Below are 24,813 nucleotides of genomic sequence, written 5' to 3'. Positions count from 1 at the left end.
ACGACTAATCCGGCGTTATCTCGTTGCCGCTTTTCATTTTCTGCCACAGGCGGCCAAGCGTTTCATACACCGCGCGTTCAGTGTGGCCAAGGAACATTGCGGATGGCATGACTCGGTCCCAAATCGACAACGGTGAACTGATCGCCAATTGGTTAGCCGGTGCCGGGATCGGTTGTAACCCCTGGGCTTCGAAAAAGCGCATCGCACGTGGCAGATGGTTGGCTGAAGTGACCAGAATGAACGGTTTCTGCCCGACCAGTTTGGCGACTTGGGCAGCCTCCTGCTCTGTATCCAATGGGCGTTCCAGAATCACTATATCGCTGCGTGGTACTCCCAGGCTCTCTGCGACTCGCGCGGCAGTCGCGGCATTGCTCAAGGTATTGGCTCCGCGAGCACCGGTAAACACCATTTTGCTACCCGGCTGTGAGAGGTAGAGTCTGACTCCTTCGGTTACCCGGGGCAGGCTATTACCAATCAGATTTGAACTGGGGGCCCAATTGGGATTGAAGGTGTAACTGCCGCCCAAGACCACGATGTAATCAACCCGAGCGCCACCAGGATAAGTGGTATATTTTGCCTCAAGCGGTTGTAACAAACGGTCTGCTACGGGTTGCAGGCTGAAAAGCAGTAACAACAGCCAGCTCAGGCTCAACAATGCCTTGCCACTTTTTTGCCAGCGGGTAAACCATAACAGCAGCAGTGCGAGCCCCATTAATAGCAGGAGGGCAGGTAGCGGCATTAACAGGTTGGCGATGAATTTTTTTAGGTTGAACAACATCAGAAATCAGGTCCTTTTGGGCGAAAAAACGACATCCGGGCGTAATCATGCTGCAAGAAGATTCATTCTAAGCCAGTCTGTGCCAAAATATACCCTTCATCTTTTAAGTTGCAGCTGTGCTGGCTTTCGGCCCCAGCTAAAATCAGCGGAGCCGTTATTCATGCAGGATCGCAATTTTGATGATATTGCGGAGAAATTTGCGCGTAATATTTACGGCACAACCAAGGGGAAAATCCGCCAGGCGGTAGTCTGGCAGGATCTGAACACGTTGTTGGCGCAGTTGCCGCAGCGGCCGCTGCGCATTCTGGATGCCGGTGGTGGCGAGGGGCATCTGGCCTGTCAGTTGGCAGAATTAGGGCATCACGTGTTGTTGTGCGATCTTTCTGGTGAGATGATCCAACGCGCTGCTCTGTTGGCAGAGCAAAAAGGTGTGAGCCAGAACATGCAATTTGTACAAAGTTCGGCGCAGGACATCAGGCAGTACTTGGAACAGTCGGTCGATCTGATATTGTTTCATGCTGTTCTGGAATGGATTGCTGAACCGCAGGCCGCATTGGCGGCGTTGTTTGAGTGTTTGCTGCCGGGTGGTGCGCTATCACTGATGTTTTTTAATGCCAATGGGCTTTTGATGCGTAACGTGGTGTTGGGTAATTTCCAACTGGTAGCTCCCGAGGTCAGAAGGCGCCGCAAGCGTTCTTTGTCACCGCAGTATCCGCACCAGCCGCTACAGGTTTATGCCTGGCTGGAGCAGTTAGGAATGCAGATTTCAGGGAAAACCGGCGTGAGGGTTTTCCATGACTATCTGCAAAGCAGGCAGTTGCAGACGCAGAAATTTGAAGAGTTATTGGCGCTTGAACAGCATTATTGCCGGCAAGAGCCCTATGTGAGTTTGGGGCGTTATATTCACGTCATGGCGCATAAACCCAACCTGAAGGACGAACTATGAGTGAGTTTTCCCAGACAGTACCCGAACTGGTTGCCTGGGCACGAAAAAATGATTTCTCTATTTCGCTCCCTACGGAGCGTCTTGCGTTTTTGCTGGCTATCGCCACGCTAAATAGCGAACGGTTGGATGGAGAGATGAGCGAAGGTGAGTTGGTTGATGCATTCCGCCATGTCAGTAAAGGTTTTGAGCAGACGCATGAAACCGTCGCCATTCGCGCTAACAATGCGATCAACGATATGGTGCGCCAGCGTTTGTTGAACCGCTTTACCAGCGAACTGGCCGATGGCAATGCCATCTATCGCTTAACCCCGCTGGGCATCGGCATTACTGATTATTACATTCGCCAGCGTGAGTTTTCGACCCTGCGTCTTTCAATGCAGTTATCTATCGTGGCAGAGGAACTCAAACGCGCCGCCGATGCTGCCGAAGAAGGCGGTGATGATTTTCACTGGCACCGTAACGTTTTCGCGCCATTGAAATATTCGGTTGCCGAGATCTTCGACAGTATCGATCTGACGCAGCGTCTGATGGATGAACAGCAGCAGAGCGTAAAAGAAGATATTGCCGCACTGCTGAACCAGGATTGGCGCGCGGCGATCTCCAGCTGTGAGATGTTGCTGTCAGAAACCTCGGGAACCTTGCGTGAATTGCAGGATACGCTGGAAGCCGCGGGCGATAAATTGCAGGCTAACCTGTTACGTATTCAGGATGCCACGTTGGGCGAAGGGGAGCTTGGTTTCGTCGATAAGCTGGTGTTTGATCTGCAAAGCAAGCTGGACCGGATCATCAGTTGGGGCCAACAGGCCATTGATCTGTGGATTGGCTATGATCGCCATGTGCACAAATTTATCCGTACCGCCATCGACATGGATAAAAACCGCGTGTTTGCACAGCGTTTGCGGCAGTCGGTGCAAAACTATTTTGAGCACCCTTGGGCGCTGACGTATGCCAACGCTGAACGTCTGTTCGATATGCGCGATGAAGAACTGGCGTTGCGCAGTGAGGAAGTCACCGGAGAATTGCCGCCCGATCTGGAATATGAAGAATTCAGCGAAATTCGTGAGCAACTGGCTGCGATGATCGAACAGGCATTGCAGGTTTATCAGGAACAAAAAATGCCGCTCAATTTAGGGGCGGTCATGCGCGATTATCTGGCGCAATATCCGCGCGCACGTCACTTTGATGTTGCCCGTATCGTGGTCGACCAGGCTGTGCGCCTTGGTGTGGCTGAAGCTGATTTTTCAGGGTTGCCGGCACAATGGCAGGCAATCAATGATTACGGAGCCAAGGTCCAGGCCCATGTCATCGACAAATATTGAACAAGTAATGCCAGTCAAGCTGGCCAAAGCGCTGTCTAATATGCTGTTTCCGGCGCTCGACAGCCAATTGCGTGCGGGGCGCCACATCGGTATTGATGAGTTGGACAACCACGCTTTCTTAATGGATTTTCAGGACGAGCTGGAATCATTCTATACCCGTTACAGCGTTGAACTGATCCGTGCGCCGGAGGGTTTTTTCTACCTGCGCCCGCGTTCTACCACCTTGATCCCCCGTTCGGTGCTGTCCGAGCTGGATATGATGGTGGGTAAAATCCTGTGTTATCTCTATCTCAGCCCGGAGCGCTTGGCGCACGAAGGCATTTTCAGTCAGCAGGAGTTGTATGAAGAACTGCTGAGCCTGGCCGATGAAAACAAATTGCTGAAATTTGTTAACCAGCGTTCGACTGGTTCGGATCTTGATCGGCAAAAGCTGCATGAAAAGGTGCGGGCATCGCTGAACCGCTTGCGCCGCCTGGGCATGGTGTATTTCATGGGCAATGACAGCAGTAAATTCCGTATCACAGAAGCAGTGTTCCGCTTTGGTGCCGATGTGCGCAGCGGTGATGATCCGCGTGAAGCGCAGTTGCGGATGATCCGTGATGGTGAAGCGATGCCGGTTGAAAATAGCCTATTACTGAATGACGAGAGCGATGCTGAAGATTCGCAGGCAGATAACGGTATCGGCAGTGCAGAGGATGAACAGGAATGATTGAACGCGGTAAATTTCGCTCACTGACGCTGGTTAACTGGAATGGTTTTTTTGCTCGAACCTTTGATTTGGATGAACTGGTCACAACGCTGTCTGGGGGCAACGGGGCTGGTAAATCCACCACCATGGCGGCGTTTGTTACCGCGTTGATCCCCGATCTGACTTTGCTGCATTTCCGTAATACCACCGAAGCGGGGGCCACCAGTGGCTCGCGTGATAAAGGGTTGCACGGTAAGCTGCGCGCCGGTGTCTGCTATTCCACGTTGGACGTGGTGAATTCACGCCATCAGCGTGTATTGGTGGGGGTGCGTTTGCAGCAGGTTGCAGGGCGCGATCGCAAAGTTGATATCAAACCTTTTACCATTCAGGGTTTGCCGACGGTGGTACAACCGACGGAGTTGCTGACTCAAACGGTGGGTGAACGCCAGGCGCGTGTGCTTTCGTTGCAGGAGCTGAAAGAACGCGTTGAAGAGATGGAAGGGGTGCAGTTCAAGCAGTTCAACTCCATCACCGATTACCATTCATTAATGTTTGATCTTGGTGTGATCCCGAAGCGCCTGCGTTCTTCGGCCGACCGCAGCAAGTTTTACCGCCTGATCGAAGCCTCGCTCTACGGGGGGATCTCCAGTGCGATTACCCGCTCGCTGCGTGATTACCTGTTGCCGGAAAACAGCGGCGTGCGCAAAGCATTCCAGGATATGGAAGCGGCGCTGCGTGAAAACCGCATGACGCTGGAGGCGATCCGCGTTACTCAGTCAGATCGTGATCTGTTCAAGCATTTGATTTCTGAAGCGACATCCTACGTGGCGGCGGATTATATGCGCCACGCCAATGAACGCCGTATCCATTTGGATGACGCGCTGGTGTTGCGAGGTGATTTGCTGAGCAGCCGCAAACAGTTGGCCTCTGAGCAGCTTCGCCATGTAGAAATGGCTCGTGAACTGGCTGAGCAAAGCGGTGCGGAGTCCGATCTGGAAACCGATTACCAAGCCGCCAGCGATCACCTGAATCTGGTGCAGACGGCAATGCGTCAGCAGGAAAAGATCGAGCGTTATGAAGGCGATCTGGAAGAGCTGACTTACCGCCTGGAAGAACAGAATGGAGTGGTTGCCGAAGCGGGCGAACAGCAGGCGGAAAATGAGGCGCGTTCCGAAGCCGCTGAGCTGGAAGTGGATGAGCTGAAAAGCCAGCTTGCTGATTATCAACAGGCTTTGGACGTGCAGCAAACCCGGGCAATTCAGTATCAGCAGGCACTTCAGGCACTTGAACGCGCCCGTGCGTTGTGCCAGGTGCCAGAACTGACCGCTGAGAATGCTGAAGAATGGTTGGATACTTTCCAGGCGCGTGAGCAGGAAGCCACCGAAGCCTTGTTGCTGCTGGAACAGAAACTGAGCGTGGCCGATGCTGCTCATAGCCAGTTCGAACAGGCTTATCAACTGGTCGGGAAAATTGCCGGTGAAGTGAGCCGCAGTGAGGCCTGGCAAACCGCCCGTGAACTGTTGCGTGACTGGCCAGCGCAACAACATCAGGCCGAACGGGTACAACCGTTGCGTATGCGGCTGAGTGAGCTGGAGCAGCGCTTGCGTTCACAACAGGATGCTGAGCGCCTGCTGCAAGAGTTCTGTAAACGTCACGGGCAGGAATATCAACCGGATGAACTTGATGCTTTGCTACAGGAACTGGAAGAACGCCAGGAATCACTGTCACAAAGCGTCAGCGAAGCCGGTGAGCGGCGCATGGAAATGCGCCAGGAATTGGAGCAGCTTCAGCAGCGGATCAAAGAATTGACTGTGCGTGCGCCAATCTGGTTGGCTGCGCAGGATTCGCTGAGCCAGCTTGGTGAACAGAGTGGCGAAACGTTTGAAGACAGCCAGCAAGTTACAGAATACATGCAGCAATTGTTGGAGCTGGAGCGTGAAACCACGGTTGAGCGTGACGACGTGGCTGCGTGTAAGCGTGAAATTGAAGCGCAGATTGAACGCCTGAGCCAACCAAGCGGAGCTGAAGATCCGCGCTTGGTGACGCTGGCGGAACGTTTTGGTGGTGTACTGCTGTCAGAGATTTATGACGACGTGACCATTGATGATGCGCCGTATTTCTCTGCATTGTATGGCCCGTCACGCCATGCGATTGTGGTGCCGGATCTGTCGCTGGTACGCGAAATGTTGGAAGGGCTGGAGGATTGCCCGGAAGATTTGTACCTGATCGAAGGCGATCCACAATCCTTCGATGACAGCGTATTTGCCGTTGAAGAGCAGGAAAGAGCGGTGGTGGTGAAGATCGCCGATCGCCAATGGCGTTATTCGCGCTACCCGGAAGTGCCGTTGTTTGGCCGTGCAGCGCGCGAAAATCGCCTGGAAGTGCTGCATGCCGAACGCGATACGTTGGCAGAACGTTACGCCACGCTGTCGTTTGACGTGCAGAAAACCCAGCGTTCCCATCAGGCTTTCAGCCGCTTTATTGGTTCTCATCTGGCAGTGGCGTTTGACGCCGATCCTGAGGCGGAAATCCGCACCATGAACAGCCGCCGTGGGGAGATTGAGCGTTCGCTCAATAACCACGAAACGCAGAATCAGCAGCAGCGCCAGCAATACGAGCAGGCCAAAGAGGGCATTACAGCGCTGAACCGCCTGATGCCATTAGTTTCACTGCTGAATGATGATACCTTGCAGGATCGTGTTGAAGAAATTCGCGAAGAGTGCGAAGAAGCTCAGGATGCAGCCCGCTATATCCAACAACATGGAGGGGCGCTGACCAAGCTGGAGCCGTTGCTGGCGGTGTTGCAAAGCGACCCGGAACAACATGAACAGCTACAGCAAAATTACACCCAGGCGCAGGCTACGCAGCGGCAGGCTAAACAGCAGGCGTTTGCGTTGACGGAAGTGGTACAGCGCCGTGCGCACTTCAGCTATGCCGATTCTGCCGGTATGCAGAATGCCAATAACGATCTTAACGAAAAGCTGCGCCAACGTTTGGAACAGGCAGAGGTAGAACGTACTCGTGCTCGTGAGCAGTTGCGCCAGTATCAGACCCAGTTTACCCAATACAGCCAAGTGCTGGCATCGCTGAAAAGCTCTTTTGATGCCAAGCGCGACATGCTGAAAGAACTGAGCCAGGAACTGCTGGACATTGGTGTACAGGCCGATGCCAATGCAGAAGCGCGTGCGCGTCAGCGCCGTGATGAACTGCATGCGGCCTTGAGCAGTAACCGTACCCGCCGTAATCAGTTGGAGAAACAACTGACTTTCTGCGAAGCAGAAATGGACGGTTTGCAGAAAAAGCTGCGTAAGCTGGAACGCGATTACTATCAACTGCGTGAACAAGTAGTGAGCGCTAAAGCGGGCTGGTGTGCGGTGATGCGCCTGGTGAAAGACAACGGTGTTGAACGCCGTTTGCACCGCCGCGAATTGGCCTATATGGATGGCGATGAACTGCGCTCTATGTCGGATAAAGCGCTGGGTGCGTTGCGTTTGGCAGTCGCGGATAATGAGCATCTGCGCGATGTATTGCGTCTGTCGGAAGATCCAAAACGGCCAGAGCGTAAAATTCAGTTCTATATCGCCGTCTATCAACATCTGCGCGAGCGTATTCGCCAGGATATCATCCGTACTGATGATCCGGTAGAAGCCATCGAGCAGATGGAAATCGAACTGGCGCGCTTGACGGAGGAATTGACGGCACGTGAGCAGAAGCTGGCCATCAGTTCGAAGAGTGTGGCAAATATCATCCGTAAGACTATTCAGCGGGAACAGAACCGTATCCGCATGCTCAACCAGGGGTTGCAGGCGGTGTCTTTCGGGCAGGTGAAGAGCGTGCGTTTGAACGTAAATGTGCGGGAAGCGCATGCCACATTGCTGACAGTGCTCTCTGAGCAGCAGGAACAACATCAGGATCTGTTTAACAGTAACCGTCTGACCTTCTCTGAAGCGCTGGCTAAGCTCTATCAACGCCTGAACCCGCAGATCGATATGGGCCAGCGTACGCCGCAGACCATTGGTGAAGAGTTGCTGGATTACCGTAACTATCTGGAATTGGAAGTGGAAGTGTACCGTGGTTCAGATGGTTGGCTGCGTGCAGAAAGTGGTGCGTTGTCTACCGGAGAGGCGATTGGCACCGGGATGTCGATTCTGGTGATGGTCGTGCAGAGCTGGGAAGAGGAGTCACGCCGTCTGCGTGGTAAAGATATCTCGCCTTGCCGTTTGTTGTTCCTGGATGAGGCTGCGCGTTTGGATGCTAAATCGATTGCGACACTGTTTGAATTGTGCGATCGCCTGGAAATGCAATTGATTATTGCTGCCCCGGAAAACATCAGCCCAGAAAAAGGCACTACCTATAAACTGGTACGTAAAGTATTCCAGAATCATGAACATGTACATGTGGTAGGCTTGCGTGGTTTTGCCTCTGAGCCGTTAACGCAGGGGGCAACGACGGCAGAGATATCTCAGAGCTGAATAAGTGAATCCTACAAATCTGAAAACAGCCACCTCAGGTGGCTATTTTTCTGCGCTGAGGAGATGATAAGCTGATTTTTACCGACCAGACTACGGTCGCTTAATTAAAATAAAACATGGAACCTGCGGCACTGAAAGCAAAAGGGCCGTTCTGTTTGTATACTGAAACTAATAAGTAGTCTTGGTAGTATTTTTTATGAGCCTAGGGGGCAAGGGATGTTGCTTAAAAAAGGAAACTCAATACGGTGTCTGGCATTGAGTTACGCAATAGCGTGTAGTTTTGCCACGTCGTTATCCGCATGGGCAACCGTGCCGGTGTTTCCGGTGGTGTCTGCGTCCGGTATATCCGCAGAACAGAGTCGTTCTGCGCTACTTGAAGCCTTGCCAAAAAATGTAGTGCCGCATTATCTCCCTACCTTGGCTCAATTGTATGCAAGCAACCAGATGCAACCTTTGTGGCAGGATCGGGAAGCCGTATTGCAATTCCAACAGCAACTTGCCGAGCTTGCTATTTCAGGTGTGCAACCGCAATTTACTCAATGGGTAAAATGGCTTACCGACCCGACTATCAGTGATATGGCGCGTGATATCGTGCTATCTGATGCGATGTTGGGGTATTTGCAGTTTGTTTCGTCGATTGGGGCAAACGGTAACCATTGGTTGTACAGCAATATTCCCTACAAGTTGGCGGTGCCAGCCAATACTGTGATTAATCAGTGGCTGCTTTCGATACAGCAGGGTAATACTTTGGCGTATGTCAATTCGCTGGCTCCTCAGCATCCGCAATATGAAAAAATGCATCAGGCACTGCGTGATCTGCTGGCTGATGGGCGTTCATGGCCGCAAATAGCTAATGGCTCAAGCTTGCGTCCTGGTCAACTCAGTGGTGACATTCCAGCGTTGCGAGAAATCCTGGCGCGCACTGGAATGCTAACCGCGGCACCGATAGCAACGCCGCCTTCGCAGGAGCCTGCGGTGACGGATACGGTAGCAACGGCCCCGGTAATTGATGATGATTTGTCGGTGGATGAAGAAAAAAGCCGTGATACTGCCAGGGCGGTAATCAGCCCTGCAGCAGCGCCGATAAAAGATTTAGCTTCTTCCGAAGCGCCATTGGAACAGCACTCAGCCGGTTCAATCTCAGTGACGGATAACCACTATAACGAAGATTTAGTGGAAGGAGTCAAACGTTTCCAAACATGGCAAGGGTTAACGCCCGATGGGGTTATTGGGCCCCGGACGCGTGAATGGTTGAATGTTTCCCCGCAAATGCGAGCGTCTTTGCTGGCATTGAATATTCAGCGTTTGCGTATTTTACCTGGGCACGTTGATACCGGGATTATGGTCAATATCCCGAACTACTCGCTGATCTATTACCTGAATGGTAATGAAGTCTTGTCTTCACGGGTGATTGTTGGCCGCCCAAGCCGCAAAACGCCATTAATGAGCAGTGCGCTTAATAATGTGGTGGTCAACCCACCGTGGAATGTGCCCACTAAGTTGATTCGTGAAGATATCGCACCTCATGCGAGACATGACGCAGGTTATTTCCAGAAACACGGCTATCGGGTATTTTCTGGTTGGGGTAATGACGCAGAGGTGATTGATCCGTCAATGATTGACTGGAACGTGGTTTCACCACGTAATTTCCCCTACCGCGTCCAGCAGGCTCCTGGAGCCAGTAACTCGCTGGGGCGTTTCAAATTTAATATGCCAAGTTCAGATGCGATCTACTTGCACGATACTCCGAACCACGGGTTATTCCAGAAAGATATCCGAGCGTTGAGTTCGGGCTGTGTGCGTGTGAACAAGGCTTCTGATTTAGCCAATATGCTGCTGCAAGATGCGGGTTGGAATAACACGCGTGTTTCCTCCACTCTGAAAGGGGGAAATACCACCTATGTGAACATTCGCCAGCATATCCCGGTGCAACTTTATTATCTGACAGCTTGGGTTTCTGATGACGGCAAACCGCAGTTTCGTACAGATATTTACAATTATGATGCTACGGTGAGATCGGGTGCACAAATTTTGGCTCAGGCTGGAAAATTGATGCAATAAATGCAGTAATTCTAAATAAATAACGGTCTGAATGTCTGGCTATCCATAAGCGCTCTTTTTTGTGAGCGCTTGTAAACCTGGGCGTATGGTGGGTTGACTCAGCATACGCTGGCGGTTATGGTGCGGGAAGTGCGCAGTTTTATGCATATTTTTTGACATTCTTGCCGGGTTTAAAAGAGTCATGGACAAAATTGATCATCATCGCCGTAAATGGCTAACGTTAGGTAGTGCGGCCATCGGTATAGCTCTGCTCCCTGGGCAGGCCATTGCTAGTCTTTCTACTGCTCGCCCACGTATCCTGTTACTCAATAACCTGAATACGGGTGAGTCTATCAAAGCCGAATTCTTTGACGGCAAAGGTTACAACAGAGAAGAGTTAGTGCGGTTGAATCATCTTTTCCGTGATTATCGTGCCAATAAAACCAAAACTATCGATCCCCGTTTGTTTGATCATCTTTACCGCCTACAGGGTTTACTTGGAACAACCAAGCCGATACAGCTGATTTCGGGCTATCGTTCCATGACGACCAATAACGAGATGCGCGAACATCGCCGCGGTGTGGCTAAACAGAGTTATCATACCAAAGGGCAGGCCATGGATTTCCACATTGAAGGTATCCAACTGAGTAATGTCCGCAAAGCAGCGTTAAAAATGCGTGCTGGTGGCGTAGGATATTATCCACGTAGTAACTTTGTACACATTGATACCGGCCCGGTGCGGACCTGGTAACACTGTACACCATGAGTGAATGGCCCCAACTTGTCCGGAATGGTGCCGTTGTTGTTGGAGTTTTATGAAATACCATATTATCCCTGTAACGGCGTTCAGCCAAAATTGTACTTTGATCTGGTGTGATGCAACGCAGCAGGCTGCTTTAGTTGATCCCGGCGGCGAACCGGAAAAATTGAAAGCGCAAGTGGCGAAAAAAGGCGTGAAGGTGAAGCAAATCCTGTTGACTCATGGGCATCTTGATCACGTTGGTGCCGCTGCTGAATTGGCTGAGTATTATCAGGTGCCGATTGTGGGGCCGAATAAAGAAGATGCTTTCTGGCTTGATGGTTTGCCTGCGCAAAGCCGCATGTTTGGCTTGGAAGAGTGCGCATCCTTTACGCCAACCCAATGGTTGGAAGAAGGGGATATGGTGCAGGTGGGGGAGATATCGCTGGATGTTCTGCACTGCCCTGGCCATACGCCGGGCCACATCGTTTTTATCGATAAAAAATCTCGACAGGCATTGGTTGGCGATGTGTTGTTTAACGGTGGTGTTGGGCGAAGTGATTTTCCGCGCGGCGATCATCAGGTGTTGATTAATTCGATTCACACCAAACTATTGCCGCAGGGCGATGATATCGCGTTTATTCCAGGGCATGGACCGATGTCCACTTTTGGCCAAGAACGCCAAACTAACCCCTTCCTGCGCGCAGAACCGGCTATTTGGTAAAGGTATCTCTGCTACTGATGGCAAAAGGGGCGCATTGCGCCCCTTTTCAATACTGTTTCAGTTATAACACGGCCACAATGGCTTCACACAGTGGTGCCATATTGTCCGTGGTCATTCCCGCTACATTAACACGACCAGAGTTAACGGCATAAACACCGAACTCATCGCGCAAGCGCAGTACCTGTTCTTTGGTCAACCCGCTGAAAGAGAACATACCATTCTGGTTGATGATGAAACTGAAGTCCTGCTGTGCGCCTTTTTCACGCAACGTCTTCACGAACAACTGGCGCATAAGGTGAATACGTTGGCGCATGTCGGTCAGTTCTTGTTCCCAAGTGGCACGCAGCGTTTCGTTACTCAAAATGGTAGCAACAACGGCGGCACCGTGTGACGGTGGGTTGGAGTAGTTGGCGCGGATCGCCGCTTTAACCTGGCTAAATGCGCGGTCAGCGGTTTCAGCATTGGCGGCGACGACGGTACAGGCACCGACACGCTCATTGTAAAGACCGAAGTTTTTCGAATAAGAACTGGCAACAATCAGTTCCTGATGCTGGGCGGCGAAAATACGCAGACCTTGGGCATCTTCTTCCAAACCTTTGGCAAAACCTTGATAGGCGAAATCAAACAGCGGTAACCAGCCCTTGGCAGCGGAGAGCTCTGCTAACTGAGCCCATTGTTCTGCGGTTGGATCAATGCCCGTTGGGTTATGGCAACAGCCGTGGAACAACACTACGTCGCCAGCTTCAGCTTGTTGCAAGCTATCAAGCAGGCCGTTAAAGTCCAACGCATGGTTGGCCGCATCGTAATAGGCATATTCCAAAACCTCTAGGCCAACGGCACCAAACACGTTTTTATGGTTAGGCCAGCTTGGGTTGCTGATCCAGATGCGCTTGGCGCTGGTTTGATTGGCAATAAAATCTGCCGCTACGCGCAGGCCACCGGTTCCCCCTGGAGTTTGTGCAGTACGCGCACGCTTGCTGGCAATGATCGGGCTTTGTTTACCGAAGAGCAATTCTTGCGTGCAGCTGGCAAATGCGGGGATGCCTTCAATGCCGAGGTAGTTTTTGGTGGTTTCATTTTCCAACAGGTATTGTTCAGCCTTCTTAACGCTGCTCAGTACCGGTGTTTTACCCGTTTCGTCTTTGTAAACACCAATCCCCAAGTTGATTTTGTTCGGACGGTCGTCCGCACGGAAAATATCGGTGAGACCCAGAATAGGGTCGGCAGGTGCAGCGGTGATTTTTTCAAACATGTCAGATGCTTCCATGGCCTAGAGTTAAGCAGACAGAAGTATCAGGTTAACGCCAGTTGTTGGCTTTGCCAACCGTTTGCGAAAAAAACACCTCGATCTTGTAGCGGTTGTTGATTCAGCACAAAAAATGGCAGCGTTGGCGCCATAAAAATGGCGATGGAAATGAAAAAACAGGGCCGAAGCCCTGTTTTTAACTTATCAGGCAGAAGGCTGCCATTAAGCGTAATAACTTAGAACTGGTAAACCAGACCGGTCGCTACGATGTTGTCGGTGTTGATACCGAAAGTATTGTAGAAATCAGAGTCGTTTTTGTTCAACAGGTTGATTTTATAATCAACGTAGGTGGACATGTTTTTGTTGAAGTTGTAAGTAGCACCGATATCAACATATTTAACCAGGTCTTTGCTGTTCTCATAACCGAGGTTCAGATCTTGATCCAGTTTCTTGCCTTTAGATTGCAGGTAAGAAATAGAAGGGCGCAGGCCGAAATCAAATTGATACTGGGCAACTACTTCAAAGTTCTGAGTTTTGTTAGCGATGGTATCAATGAATTTGCTACCAAAAGGCGTCATATTACGGGTTTCTGCATACATGGCTGCAAAATAAACGTTGTTCGCGTCGTATTTAGCACCAAAGGTCCATGCATCCGCTACGTTACCGCCAGCAGTGGTAAACTCTTTCTGATCAAGAGTACGATTAGAAGAGCTATAGGCTGCACCTAAGCTGATACCGGTATCCATAATGGCATAAGTGGTAGAAACACCAACACCGTCGCCGTTAGCTTTTGTCAGGTCACTACGATCATTTTTACCCTGATATTGCAGGGCGAAATCCCAGCCATCAACCATGCCGAAGAAGTTCTTGTTACGGTAGGTTGCTACGCCAGTAGCACGCTGAGTCATAAAGTTATCAGTGTTGGTGTAGGTATCAGCACCGAACTCTGGCAGCATATCGGTCCAACCTTCAACGTCATACAGCACGCCGTAGTTACGACCATAATCGAAAGAACCGTAGTCAGCGAACTTCAGACCAGCAAAGCCCAGACGGGTTTTGTTGCCTTCAGCACCTTGATCTTCGCTTCTGTTAGCTGCGAAGTTATATTCCCATTGGCCGTAACCGGTCAGTTCGCTGTTGATCTGGGTTTCACCTTTGAAGCCGAGGCGAACGTAGGATTTATCACCATCTTCGCCATCATTGCTGGAGAAATAGTGCAGGCCAGCAGCTTTACCATAAAGATCCAGCTTGTTGCCGTCTTTGTTGTAGATTTCTGCTGCATTTGCTGCGCCAGCCATTAACAGAGCTGGGATTACTACTGCAAGAATGTTGCGCTTCATCATTATTACCCTCATTGGTGTTATTCGGACACCTTGCCACTGCCGCCAATAATTCTTTTGGAACTATTGTTGATAGTTTGGTGTCGTCCTGTGTCTGAACGCAGTGTTCCATTCACGGGCTGGTTAATCTAGAACGAAAATGCTACTAATGTCACAATCATGTTTCAATAAGAAAATATGTGTTTCTAAATGTAAAAAACGGGGAACTTTTTGACTTAAGTCAACAATAGAAATACAAAAGGCCAGCTTTGCTGGCCTTGAGATAATGAAGAAATTATTCAGTTTGAACGGACTAATTAGAAGCTTGCATTGCGTGGTGTTCGTGGGAATGGGATCACATCACGTACGTTTTGTACACCGGTGACATAGGCGATTAAACGCTCAAAACCCAAGCCAAAGCCAGAGTGAGGCACGGTGCCATAACGACGCAGATCACGATACCACCAGTAGTCTTCTTTGTTTAACCCCATTTCTTCCAGGCGCTGATCCAGCATCTCAAGGCGTTCTTCACGCTGTGAACCGCCAATGATTTCGCCAATACCGGGTGCCAGAACGTCCATTGCCGCCACGGTTTTGCCATCTTCATTCATGCGCATGTAGAAGGCTTTGATATCTTTCGGGTAGTTTTTCACTACCACAGGAGCTTTGAAGTGTTTCTCGGCCAGATAGCGTTCATGCTCTGAGGAAAGGTCAATACCCCAAGATACCGGGTTCTCAAAGGTTTGGCCGGAAGCGATCAGGATTTCAACCGCTTCGGTATAGTCCACCTGGGCGAAATCAGAAGATACAAAGCGTTTCAGGCGTTCAACCGCGTCTTTATCTACGCGTTCGGCAAAGAACTGCATATCGTCAGCACGTTCATCCAGTACGGCCTGGAAGACATACTTCAGCATACTCTCAGCCAGCCCAGCAACGTCATCCAAAGTAGCGAAGGCCACTTCAGGTTCGATCATCCAGAACTCAGCTAAATGGCGGCTGGTATTGGAGTTTTCTGCACGGAAAGTTGGGCCAAAGGTATAAACTTTTGACAACGCACAGGCATAGGTTTCGCCGTTCAACTGGCCGGATACGGTCAGGAAAGCTTCTTTGCCAAAAAAATCCTGGCTGAAGTCAACCGCGCCTTTATCGGTGCGTGGCAGGTTTTCCAGATCCAGAGTGGATACACGGAACATTTCACCAGCTCCTTCGGTATCGGAGGCGGTAATCAACGGGGTTGATACCCAAAAGTATCCATTTTCATGAAAAAAGCGGTGAATGGCCTGTGCCAGAGTATGCCGCACGCGAGCAACGGCACCAATCAGGTTGGTACGCGGGCGCAGGTGGGCGACTTCGCGCAGGTATTCAATGCTATGACGTTTAGCCGCCATTGGGTAAGTATCAGGATCATCAACCCAGCCAACAACCTTAATGGCGGTGGCTTGCAATTCGAAGCTTTGACCTTCGCCAGGAGAAGCCACCACATTACCAGTGACCTCGATAGAACAGCCGGTAGTCAGGTGTAGAATCTCATCCTGATAATTCGGCAGAGAATTATTAACAACGGCCTGTAACGGATCAAAGCAGGAGCCGTCATAAACGGCGAGGAAGGAGATACCCGCTTTAGAATCTCTCCGGGTACGTACCCAACCGCGCACGGTGACTTCACTGTCAACCGCAGCACGGCCTTGCAGTACGTCGACTACAGGCACTACGCTCATAGATTTCTCTCTTTTATAAGTTTTGGTTCAGGAATAGCTAACAGCCCAAGAAAATGGGGATATCGCTATGTTACTTGCCGCGTTGCAGAGCACAAGCAGAAATCGCCAGAATAGGGCAACATTTCTTGCTGTTGCGTAAAAAGGGGGCTGAGTTGGGGTATATAAAGGAAGAAAAGCCTAGCCGGAATGATTTATCCACCCGGCTAGCCTCATCAGCTGGCTTTTTTCACCCGAGGTAAATCGAAAGCCTTGCGCAAAGCTTGCACAAACGCTTGATCCTGACAGATGGTTTTACCTGGGCTATCGGAAAGTTTTGCGACAGGTTTGCCCTTGCATTCAACCAGCTTGATCACAATATTCAGTGGTTTGATATTGGGGATATCACAGGTCAGGCGGGTGCCGATCCCGAAGGCTAGATTGATGCGCCGATCAAAATGACAATAAAGTGCCAAGGCTTTGTCCAGGTCCAGATTGTCTGAAAACACCAGTGTTTTACTCAATGGGTCGATGCCCAATTTTTGATAATGGGCGATGGCTTTCTCCCCCCATGCGCATGGATCGCCTGAGTCATGGCGCAGCCCCTGGTAGCGTTGAGCAAACTGTGGGCCGAAATCACGCAGGAAGGCATCCATGGTAATACAGTCGGTGAGGGCGATACCTAACTGAGCCGGATATTCATCCAGCCAGGCTTGTAATGCAGCACGCTGGCTGTTGGCAAGCACCGGGCTGATCTGCTGGTGTGCCTGGAACCATTCATGAGCTTGGGTACCGACAGGGGCCAGCACCAATTGACGGGCCAGATCGTAATTACTGGTACCGACCAGATAAGGGAATTCATTTTTCAGCGTGCTGACGATAGCGTGCTGCACATCACGGGAGAAACGGCGGCGGGTGCCAAAATCCATCAATTTGAAGCGAGAAAGATCGCGGTCACCAGCCAGATGTTTGAACTGTGCCAGTTTGGTGCGCAACTGATTCACGGCGATTTCTGGCGTCACATGCGCTGAACGGTGGCGGTGGACAACTTCGCTGATCACGGCAAGCAGGGGCACTTCCCACATAATCACCTCGCGCCACGGCCCAGTGATACGTATTTGCAGCTGGCCGCCTCGGTTATCAATCATGACCTGTTGTGGGTCATAACGGAAATCACGTAACCAGTTGAGATAGTCTTGTTGGAAGAATGGCAGGCCAGCCAAGTATTGAGATTCGTCTTCGGTCAGTGCCAGTTTACCCATCATGGCAACCTGAGCACGGATCTCGTCGGCGTACTCACCCAGCAATTCTTCGCTACGGCAACGAAACTCTGCGGCAACGGTAATTGCGGAATAGCGATGAAACACTGCCTGCTGCATATGAAGCTTGTAGGCATCAGTATCAAGTAGTGAAGTCAAAATCGGGGAAGCGTATAGAGTCATATCGCGTTACAGCATCCTCGTCAGGCGCGTGTTCAAACCCGGGCTACCTTTTTTACTTGAAATTGCCGTGTTGTTGGCTGCAACTTCAACTATTTGGGCACCATCGTAAAAGGTGGGGGGAGTATACCCGGATTATCCTGTTATTGAAGCCTCATCACATCACAAATAGTGGGAGCGGGTCGAGGGTTAAACGTGCCTTTATAAAGAGGCTTGTGCGGCGGCTGGTGAGAAAAGCCAGATAATCCAACAGGCTGAGTCACTTAGTCTATTTAATCATAAAAATTATAAGGTTAATTATTTTAAACACTCACCCAGTGCAACCCGCTTAGAATATTGTAAGTTGCCTGCGAACAATCTCTGATTTCTTCCAACCGTTGGTTGCCATCTCTGGGTTTTTTTCTTGGCTGTGATACAGTTTTATTTACAATTGAATCGTCGAAGGGTTTTTATGACACATCAGCCACAGGCGAAATTTCGCCACGATTATCGCGCACCGGATTACACCATCACCGATATTGATCTGGACTTTGACTTGAGTGCAGAGAGCACGCGCGTCACGGCCGTCAGCCAGATTAAGCGCCTGGGGGCCGTGGGAGCACCTTTGATCCTGAACGGTGAAGACCTGGCGCTGGTGAATATTCAGGTAGATGGTCAGCCGTGGAGCGCCTATCGCCAACAGGATAACCAACTGGTTATTGAACAGTTGCCGGCGCAATTTACCCTGACCATCGTCAATGACATCCATCCGGCTAAAAACACCGCGCTGGAGGGGCTCTATCTGTCTGGTGAAGCGCTGTGTACCCAATGTGAAGCAGAAGGGTTCCGGCATATCACCTATTATCTGGATCGCCCAGATGTGTTGGCGCGCTTTACTACGCGTATTGTGGCAGATAAAACGCATTATCCTTTCTTGCTCTCCAACGGTAATCGTATCGGTGAGGGTGAACTCGCCGATGGCCGCCATTGGGTACTATGGCAGGACCCATTCCCCAAACCTTGCTATCTGTTTGCTTTAGTGGCGGGGGATTTTGATGTTTTGCGCGATAGTTTCATCACGCGTTCCGGGCGGCGTGTGGCGCTGGAACTGTTTGTGGATCGCGGTAATCTGGATCGTGCCGATTGGGCAATGACCTCGCTGAAAAACTCGATGAAATGGGACGAAACCCGTTTCGGCCTGGAATACGATCTGGACATTTATATGATCGTGGCCGTGGATTTCTTCAACATGGGCGCAATGGAAAACAAAGGGTTAAATATCTTTAACTCGAAATATGTGCTGGCAAAAGCAGAAACAGCCACGGATAAAGATTATCTGAATATTGAAGCGGTGATCGGTCATGAATATTTCCATAACTGGACGGGTAACCGTGTGACCTGCCGCGACTGGTTCCAACTGAGTTTGAAAGAAGGGCTGACGGTATTCCGCGATCAGGAATTCAGCTCAGATCTTGGTTCACGCTCGGTTAACCGTATCGACAACGTGCGCGTGATGCGTGGCGCACAGTTTGCCGAAGACGCCAGCCCGATGGCACACGCTATCCGGCCAGACCAAGTGATTGAAATGAACAATTTCTATACCCTGACGGTATATGAAAAGGGTTCTGAAGTGATCCGCATGATGCACACCCTGCTGGGTGAGCGGCAGTTCCAGGCGGGCATGCAACTGTACTTTGAGCGTCACGATGGCAGTGCCGCGACCTGCGATGACTTTGTGCAAGCGATGGAGGATGCTTCTAACGTCGATCTTTCCCTGTTCCGCCGCTGGTATAGCCAATCAGGTACGCCTTTGTTGATGGTGCGCGATGAGTACGATGCTGAACATCAGCAATACCGTCTGCACGTTAGCCAGAAAACGGAACCGACTGCGGATCAGCCAGAAAAACGGCCGTTGCATATTCCGCTGGATATCGAATTGTACGACGGCGAAGGCAACGTTATTGCGTTGCAGAAAGCGGGTGCGCCAGTGAATAACGTGCTGAATGTGACTGAAGCGGAACAGACTTTTGTGTTCGATGGCGTTGCGCATCAGCCGGTACCTTCGCTGCTGCGGGAGTTTTCTGCGCCGGTGAAGCTGGATTATCCATACAGCGATCAACAACTGGCTTTCCTGATGCAACATGCGCGCAATGAGTTTGCTCGTTGGGATGCCGCACAAAGCCTGTTAGCCACCTATATCAAACTCAATGTGGCCAAGTATCAGCAGAAACAGCCGCTGAGCCTGCCGCTGCACGTTGCTGATGCGTTCCGGGCGGTGTTGTTGGATGAGAAACTTGATCCGGCCCTGGCGGCACAGATTCTGACGCTGCCCACGGCAAACGAGATGGCTGAATTGTTCACCATCATTGATCCTGAAGCGATCTCTGCGGTACATGATGCGCTCACCCACTGTCTGGCACAGGAAATGGCCGATGAGTGTTTAGCGGTGTATCACGCCAATAAAACGGAGGGCTATCGTGTGGCCCATCATGATATTGGCAAGCGTGCGTTACGTAACGTTTGCCTCAACTATCTGGCATTTGGTGACGAAGCACAGGCTAACCAATTGGTGATGAAGCAGTTCCAGCAGGCGGACAATATGACCGACTCACTGGCAGCACTGTCGGCGGCGGTGGGGGCACAATTACCGTGTCGTGATGCGTTGATGGCCGAGTTCGATGAACGCTGGCATCAGGATGGCCTGGTGATGGATAAATGGTTTGTGCTACAAGCTACCAGCCCGGCGGCAGACGTGCTGACCAAGGTGCGTGGCTTGCTGCAACACCGATCGTTCAGCCTTGGTAACCCGAACCGTATTCGGTCACTGATTGGTGGTTTCGCTTCTGCCAACCCGGCGGCATTCCATGCGGCGGATGGCAGTGGATACCAGTTCTTGGTAGAAATTCTCAGCGATCTCAACCAGCGCAACCCGCAGGTGGCTGCCCGTTTAATTGAACCGCTGATCCGCTTGAAGCGTTATGATGCTCCGCGTCAGGCGTTGATGCGCGATGCGCTGGAACAGTTAAAAGGATTGGAAAACCTGTCTGGCGATCTGTATGAGAAGATCACTAAGGCGTTAAACGCATAAAAGACACAGGGCGGCTTAGCCGCCCTGTTGTAGTCAGTGGCTTGCCACCTGGCGTGATGTTACCAGCGGCAGCGGTGGCGACAGGACTCTTTCCAGCACTTCAGCCTCCAGTTCAGCCAGCTTTGCCGAGCCTTTGCGGCGTGGCCGTGGTAAATCGATGGTCAAATCCAATCCAATGCGCCCTTCTTCGATCAGCAACACCCGGTCGGCCAGCGTAATGGCTTCGCTGACGTCATGCGTCACCAGCAGTACGGTGAATCCCTGTTGCTGCCACAAGCGCTCAATTAACTCCTGCATTTCAATACGCGTTAATGCGTCCAATGCGCCTAACGGTTCATCCAGCAGCAACAAGCGAGGGCGATGAATCAGTGCTCGAGCCAGCGCGACACGCTGTTTCTGCCCACCGGATAATGCTGCTGGCCAGTCATTAGCGCGATCGGCCAGCCCAACGGTGGCTAATGCTTGTAACGCATCATCACGCCAGTTTCCGTGCAGACCAAGCCCGACGTTATCGATCACCTTTTTCCACGGCAATAAACGAGCATCCTGAAACATCAAACGAGTTTCGTCTCTAACGCTGCTGAGTGGTGCATTACCGGCCAGTAGTGCCCCCGCGTTGGCCGTTTCCAACCCAGCCAGCAGGCGTAATAAGGTGCTTTTGCCACAGCCGCTGCGGCCAACCACGGCGACAAACTGGCCAGCGGTGATCCGCAGTTGCAGGTTATCTAGCACGGTGCGGTTGTTGTAGTGTTTGGCGATGGATTCCAAGGTAACGGGAATACCTTGCGGAATACGAGTGGGAACTGTCATTGCGTTTCTCCTGATTTCAGTTGGTAAGCCGGGTGCCAGCGTAGCCAGATGCGTTCAAGCCCTTGCGCACTGGTATCGGCCAGCTTGCCGAGCAGGGCATACAGAACAATGGCCACCACAACCACATCGGTTTGCAGGAATTCACGCGCATTCATTGCCAGATAACCGATACCGGAATTGGCCGAAATGGTTTCAGCGACGATCAGCGTCAGCCACATAAAGCCCAGAGAGAAACGCACCCCGACCATGATCGCAGGTAATGCACCAGGCAGCACTACGTGGATAAACAAACGGAAACCGCTCAGGCCATAACTGCGCGCCATTTCTAACAGGCCGTGATCGATGTTCTTGATGCCGTGATAGGTATTCAGGTAAATCGGGAACAAGGTGCCGAGTGCCACCAGAAAGATCTTGGCCGACTCATCAATACCGAACCACAGGATCACCAATGGGATCAGCGCCAGATGCGGCACGTTGCGGATCATCTGGACTGAACTATCGAGCAAGCGTTCCCCCCAACGTGACAAACCGGTGATAAACCCCAGCACCAACCCGATGCTGCCGCCAATACTGAAACCAATCAGTGCTCGCCCGCTGCTGATGGTCAGGTGTTGCCACAGCTCCCCGCTTTGGGTCAGTGCCCAAAAAGCGCTGATAACCGCGCTGGGTGCGGGTAGAATACGGTTTGACAACCAGCCTGCTTCAACGGCTGCCTGCCAGAACACCACTAATATCACCGGCAAAACCCAAGGTGCCAGCCGATGCAGAATGCGCTGTGTAGCGGTTACCATCATGCTGCTCCTTAGCTTTGCGACACTTTTTGTGGCACATAAATATTGGCGACCGCTTCCCCCTGGGGTTTTATCGCTCGCAGCTGTGCGGGTGGCGCATTTTTTACCCGATCCAGATGCGGGAACAGCAGTTCACCAACGCGATAAGCCTCTTCAAGATGTGGATAGCCGGAAAGCACAAAGGTATCGATGCCCAGATCGGCGTATTCCTGTATGCGCTGCGCCACCGTTGGGCCATCGCCTACCAGTGCCGTGCCCGCACCACCGCGCACCAGCCCGACGCCAGCCCACAGGTTCGGGCTGATTTCCAGATGGTCTTTTCGGCCGCCGTGCAGTGCGGCCATGCGTTGTTGGCCCACTGAGTCAAAGCGTGCAAATGCCTTTTGCGCATCGGCAATGGTTTGGTCATCCAGATTAGCGATCAGGCGATCGGCAGCACGCCAGGCTTCTTCGGTGGTTTCCCGCACGATCACGTGCAGGCGGATGCCGAAGCGTACTTTGCGCCCAATGGCTGCGGCTTTGGCTCGCACTTCTTCGATCTTTTCTTTTACCTGCGCTGGTGTTTCCCCCCAGGTCAGATACAGTTCAACCTGCTCAGCCGCCAGATCTTGCGCCGCCGCAGAGGAACCTCCAAAGTAGAGGGGAGGGCGTGGTTGCTGTACCGGCGGAAACAGCAGCTTGGCACCTTTCACCTGAATATGTTTACCCGCAAAATCGACGGTTTCACCTTCTAATACTTTACGCCAGATGTGCGTAAATTCAGCGGAGGCTTCATAACGTTCCGTATGATTCAGGTGTAATCCTTCTGCGGCCAATTCTTCTGGATCGCCACCGGTGACCAGATTGAACAGGGTGCGGCCATTGGAAAGTCGATCCAGCGTTGCTGCCTGCCGAGCCGCCAGCGTTGGTGAAATAACGCCAGGGCGTAGTGCGACCAGGAATTTCAACCGCTGTGTCACTGGGATTAACGAGGCTGCCACCAGCCAGGAATCCTCACAGGAACGGCCTGTGGGAATTAGCACCCCGCCAAAGCCAAGCCGGTCGGCAGCCTGGGCAATTTGTTGCAGATAACCGTAATCGACGGTGCGTGCGCCTTCAGAACTGCCCAGATAGTGACCATCCCCGTGGGTCGGTAAAAACCAAAATACGTTAATGCTCATAATGAAATACTCCTGATTATTGTGCGGCTGGGTGCCAGACGCGTTGAGAGATATCCACCTTGACCGGTATTAACCGGTTGGCGAAGAACAGATCGGCAGTATGTTGCTGAGCGGCAAGCGTCTTGGGGTTCAGCGGTTTGATGGTGGTTGGTGGGCGATGATCCAGATAAGACGCAATCACCGGTTCCGGTAGCCCCATGGCGTTGGCCAGCAGGGTAATGCTTTGTGCCCGATCGCTGAGGGTCAGCGCATCGGCCTGCGTCAGCGTGTCCAATACCTGCTGGATGAATGGGCCGTTGGCCTCGGCATAAGGGCGAGCGGCCAAATAGAAAGAGCCGGTTTGGCTTAATTGGCTGCCATCGGTCAGCACCCGAACGCCACCTTGTAACAAGGCGGCGGAATAGTAGGGGTCCCAGATCGCCCAGGCATCGACGTTACCTTGTTGAAAGGCGGCGCGGGCATCGGCAGGCGTCAGATAAACCGGCTGAATATCGCTAAATTTCAGGCCAGCTCTTTGTAAGGCGCGTAACAACAGGTTGTGTGAACTGGAGCCTTTCTGAAAAGCAATCTTGTGCCCTTTCAGTTCAGCAACGCTGTTAATTGGGCTGTGCTCTGGAACCAGAATCACTTCCGCTTTGGGTTTTGGTGGTTCTACGCCGACGTACAGCAGGTCGGCGCCGGCTGCCTGAGCAAAGATCGGCGGAATATCGCCGGTGCTGCCTAAATCGATACTGCCGACGTTCAGTGCTTCAAGCATTTGCGGGCCCGCTGGGAATTCGATCCAACGGATTTGCGTATTAGGGAAACGTTTTTCCAGCAGTTGGTGAGTTTTTGCCAATACCAGGCTGACGGAACCCTTCTGGTAGCCAACGCGAAACTGGGCTGGGGCATTTTCCTGTGCGCTGGCGGCATGGGCGAATGCCAAGGCAAAAACAGCCCCTATCTTGAACCAACGGCGGAAAATTGAATGCTGTTTCATCATGATTTCCTTTTATTTTCAGGCAGGTTGGCGCATCAGTAGAGAATGATGGATGATTGACGGCGGGGGATTACGGCGGCCTAATGCCAGATAAAAGTGTGCCAGGGCTTCTTTCAAACGAGCGGTGACACTGCCAGACAGCGTTGCTTGCTCACCGTTCAGCACAATCTGGCTGTCATCGGCAAAAACACCGTGCAGCACTTCTTGGGCTTTCAAGGCGGACAGGACCGGTTTTAAAGCGTAATCCACGGCCAGCAGGTGGCCGATAGAGCCACCGGTAGCCAGTGGCAAAACCACTTTGTGTTCCAGCGCACGTTCTGGCAGCAGATCGAGCAGCGTTTTCAGCGCGCCAGAAAAAGAGGCTTTATAGACCGGTGTGGCAATCAGCAGGCCATCAGCCAGTGCCAATTGTGCGGCAAAGGCATTGATATCCGGGCTGTTGAAGTTGGCATACAGCAGATCATCAGCTTTGAAGTCGTGCAAGGTATACGCGATCACCTCAACACCTTGTTGTTGCAGCCATTGTTGGCTTTGCTTGAGCAGCGCTGTTGAGCGCGATGGAATTCGTGGGCTGCCAGCCAGTGAGATGATGCGCATGGTCA

The 24,813-nt window shown here is 51.7% G+C and carries 18 protein-coding genes; 8 read left to right on the top strand and 10 right to left on the bottom strand.

Annotation, left to right across the window (positions count from 1 at the left end; all coding sequences use genetic code 11):
• Positions 1-4: 4 nt before the first annotated feature.
• Positions 5-778 carry an envelope biogenesis factor ElyC gene (gene elyC, locus Z042_RS18810; protein ID WP_024911928.1) on the bottom strand — a complete coding sequence of 258 codons (774 nt, stop codon included), beginning with the start codon at positions 776-778 and terminating at the stop codon, positions 5-7.
• Between the two features lie 160 nt (positions 779-938).
• Between elyC and cmoM the strand changes: the two genes are divergently transcribed.
• From cmoM to Z042_RS18775, 7 genes are all read left to right on the top strand, one after another.
• A complete protein-coding gene (gene cmoM, locus Z042_RS18805) occupies positions 939-1,724 on the top strand; it encodes a tRNA uridine 5-oxyacetic acid(34) methyltransferase CmoM (RefSeq protein WP_024911929.1) in 786 nt (261 codons plus the stop codon).
• Positions 1,721-3,043 carry a chromosome partition protein MukF gene (mukF, locus tag Z042_RS18800; protein WP_024911930.1) on the top strand — a complete coding sequence of 441 codons (1,323 nt, stop codon included), beginning with the start codon at positions 1,721-1,723 and terminating at the stop codon, positions 3,041-3,043. Before cmoM ends, mukF begins: the two co-directional genes overlap by 4 nt.
• Complete coding sequence (mukE, locus tag Z042_RS18795; protein WP_024911931.1) at positions 3,024-3,752, top strand: chromosome partition protein MukE; 729 nt, start codon at positions 3,024-3,026, stop codon at positions 3,750-3,752. The genes mukF and mukE overlap by 20 nt, the downstream gene beginning before the upstream one ends.
• Positions 3,749-8,203: a chromosome partition protein MukB gene (mukB, locus tag Z042_RS18790; RefSeq protein ID WP_024911932.1), complete on the top strand. Its 4,455-nt coding sequence runs from the start codon at positions 3,749-3,751 to the stop codon at positions 8,201-8,203. The genes mukE and mukB overlap by 4 nt, the downstream gene beginning before the upstream one ends.
• 216 nt (positions 8,204-8,419) lie before the next feature.
• Positions 8,420-10,264, top strand: a complete 1,845-nt coding sequence (ldtD, locus tag Z042_RS18785) for a L,D-transpeptidase (protein WP_024911933.1) — start codon at positions 8,420-8,422, stop codon at positions 10,262-10,264.
• 181 nt (positions 10,265-10,445) lie between these two features.
• Positions 10,446-10,994: a peptidoglycan L,D-endopeptidase MepK gene (locus tag Z042_RS18780; RefSeq protein ID WP_024911934.1), complete on the top strand. Its 549-nt coding sequence runs from the start codon at positions 10,446-10,448 to the stop codon at positions 10,992-10,994.
• Positions 10,995-11,058: 64 nt separating this feature from the next.
• Positions 11,059-11,706 (top strand): MBL fold metallo-hydrolase, encoded by a 648-nt coding sequence (locus Z042_RS18775; protein ID WP_024911935.1) that lies wholly within the window; start codon positions 11,059-11,061, stop codon positions 11,704-11,706.
• 61 nt (positions 11,707-11,767) lie between these two features.
• Here the strand turns inward: Z042_RS18775 and Z042_RS18770 are convergent, their stop codons facing one another.
• The 4 genes from Z042_RS18770 to pncB form a co-directional block, all read right to left on the bottom strand.
• The gene (locus Z042_RS18770; protein ID WP_024911936.1) at positions 11,768-12,958 is read right to left on the bottom strand and encodes an amino acid aminotransferase; all 1,191 of its coding nucleotides are present in this window, start codon (positions 12,956-12,958) and stop codon (positions 11,768-11,770) included.
• A gap of 230 nt (positions 12,959-13,188) precedes the next feature.
• Positions 13,189-14,292, bottom strand: a complete 1,104-nt coding sequence (ompC, locus tag Z042_RS18765) for a porin OmpC (protein ID WP_154667058.1) — start codon at positions 14,290-14,292, stop codon at positions 13,189-13,191.
• 296 nt (positions 14,293-14,588) lie between these two features.
• Entirely contained in the window at positions 14,589-15,989 is a 1,401-nt protein-coding gene (gene asnS / locus Z042_RS18760; protein ID WP_024911938.1) for an asparagine--tRNA ligase, read from the bottom strand.
• A gap of 212 nt (positions 15,990-16,201) precedes the next feature.
• Complete coding sequence (gene pncB, locus Z042_RS18755; RefSeq protein ID WP_024911939.1) at positions 16,202-17,407, bottom strand: nicotinate phosphoribosyltransferase; 1,206 nt, start codon at positions 17,405-17,407, stop codon at positions 16,202-16,204.
• Positions 17,408-17,855: 448 nt separating this feature from the next.
• Between pncB and pepN the strand changes: the two genes are divergently transcribed.
• Positions 17,856-20,471, top strand: coding sequence for an aminopeptidase N (gene pepN, locus Z042_RS18750; protein WP_024911940.1), 2,616 nt, complete (start codon positions 17,856-17,858; stop codon positions 20,469-20,471).
• Positions 20,472-20,504: 33 nt separating this feature from the next.
• On the opposite strand, the gene ssuB is transcribed toward pepN, so the two are convergent.
• The 5 genes from ssuB to ssuE are packed head-to-tail and all read right to left on the bottom strand — an operon-like array spanning position 20,505 to position 24,808.
• A complete protein-coding gene (gene ssuB, locus Z042_RS18745) occupies positions 20,505-21,281 on the bottom strand; it encodes an aliphatic sulfonates ABC transporter ATP-binding protein (RefSeq protein ID WP_024911941.1) in 777 nt (258 codons plus the stop codon).
• Entirely contained in the window at positions 21,278-22,072 is a 795-nt protein-coding gene (gene ssuC / locus Z042_RS18740) for an aliphatic sulfonate ABC transporter permease SsuC (protein WP_024911942.1), read from the bottom strand. The genes ssuB and ssuC overlap by 4 nt, the downstream gene beginning before the upstream one ends.
• A gap of 11 nt (positions 22,073-22,083) precedes the next feature.
• Complete coding sequence (gene ssuD, locus Z042_RS18735) at positions 22,084-23,232, bottom strand: FMNH2-dependent alkanesulfonate monooxygenase (protein WP_024911943.1); 1,149 nt, start codon at positions 23,230-23,232, stop codon at positions 22,084-22,086.
• Between the two features lie 16 nt (positions 23,233-23,248).
• Positions 23,249-24,211, bottom strand: coding sequence for a sulfonate ABC transporter substrate-binding protein (locus Z042_RS18730; protein ID WP_081758431.1), 963 nt, complete (start codon positions 24,209-24,211; stop codon positions 23,249-23,251).
• Between the two features lie 18 nt (positions 24,212-24,229).
• Entirely contained in the window at positions 24,230-24,808 is a 579-nt protein-coding gene (ssuE, locus tag Z042_RS18725) for an NADPH-dependent FMN reductase (RefSeq protein WP_024911945.1), read from the bottom strand.
• Positions 24,809-24,813 lie beyond the last annotated feature (5 nt).

The organism is Chania multitudinisentens RB-25 (assembly GCF_000520015.2).
Lineage (GTDB): Bacteria > Pseudomonadota > Gammaproteobacteria > Enterobacterales > Enterobacteriaceae > Chania > Chania multitudinisentens.
Note: the sequence above shows the minus strand (reverse complement) of the source record. Positions and strands in the feature narration are given on the sequence as shown.

Bases quoted from the DNA above. Each gene is read 5' to 3' on its own strand.
- elyC (WP_024911928.1), bottom strand. From the start codon at position 778: ATGTTGTTCAACCTAAAAAAATTCATCGCCAACCTGTTAATGCCGCTA.
- cmoM (WP_024911929.1), top strand. From the start codon at position 939: ATGCAGGATCGCAATTTTGATGATATTGCGGAGAAATTTGCGCGTAAT.
- mukF (WP_024911930.1), top strand. From the start codon at position 1,721: ATGAGTGAGTTTTCCCAGACAGTACCCGAACTGGTTGCCTGGGCACGA.
- mukE (WP_024911931.1), top strand. From the start codon at position 3,024: ATGTCATCGACAAATATTGAACAAGTAATGCCAGTCAAGCTGGCCAAA.
- mukB (WP_024911932.1), top strand. From the start codon at position 3,749: ATGATTGAACGCGGTAAATTTCGCTCACTGACGCTGGTTAACTGGAAT.
- ldtD (WP_024911933.1), top strand. From the start codon at position 8,420: ATGTTGCTTAAAAAAGGAAACTCAATACGGTGTCTGGCATTGAGTTAC.
- Z042_RS18780 (WP_024911934.1), top strand. From the start codon at position 10,446: ATGGACAAAATTGATCATCATCGCCGTAAATGGCTAACGTTAGGTAGT.
- Z042_RS18775 (WP_024911935.1), top strand. From the start codon at position 11,059: ATGAAATACCATATTATCCCTGTAACGGCGTTCAGCCAAAATTGTACT.
- Z042_RS18770 (WP_024911936.1), bottom strand. From the start codon at position 12,958: ATGTTTGAAAAAATCACCGCTGCACCTGCCGACCCTATTCTGGGTCTC.
- ompC (WP_154667058.1), bottom strand. From the start codon at position 14,292: ATGAAGCGCAACATTCTTGCAGTAGTAATCCCAGCTCTGTTAATGGCT.
- asnS (WP_024911938.1), bottom strand. From the start codon at position 15,989: ATGAGCGTAGTGCCTGTAGTCGACGTACTGCAAGGCCGTGCTGCGGTT.
- pncB (WP_024911939.1), bottom strand. From the start codon at position 17,407: ATGACTCTATACGCTTCCCCGATTTTGACTTCACTACTTGATACTGAT.
- pepN (WP_024911940.1), top strand. From the start codon at position 17,856: ATGACACATCAGCCACAGGCGAAATTTCGCCACGATTATCGCGCACCG.
- ssuB (WP_024911941.1), bottom strand. From the start codon at position 21,281: ATGACAGTTCCCACTCGTATTCCGCAAGGTATTCCCGTTACCTTGGAA.
- ssuC (WP_024911942.1), bottom strand. From the start codon at position 22,072: ATGGTAACCGCTACACAGCGCATTCTGCATCGGCTGGCACCTTGGGTT.
- ssuD (WP_024911943.1), bottom strand. From the start codon at position 23,232: ATGAGCATTAACGTATTTTGGTTTTTACCGACCCACGGGGATGGTCAC.
- Z042_RS18730 (WP_081758431.1), bottom strand. From the start codon at position 24,211: ATGAAACAGCATTCAATTTTCCGCCGTTGGTTCAAGATAGGGGCTGTT.
- ssuE (WP_024911945.1), bottom strand. From the start codon at position 24,808: ATGCGCATCATCTCACTGGCTGGCAGCCCACGAATTCCATCGCGCTCA.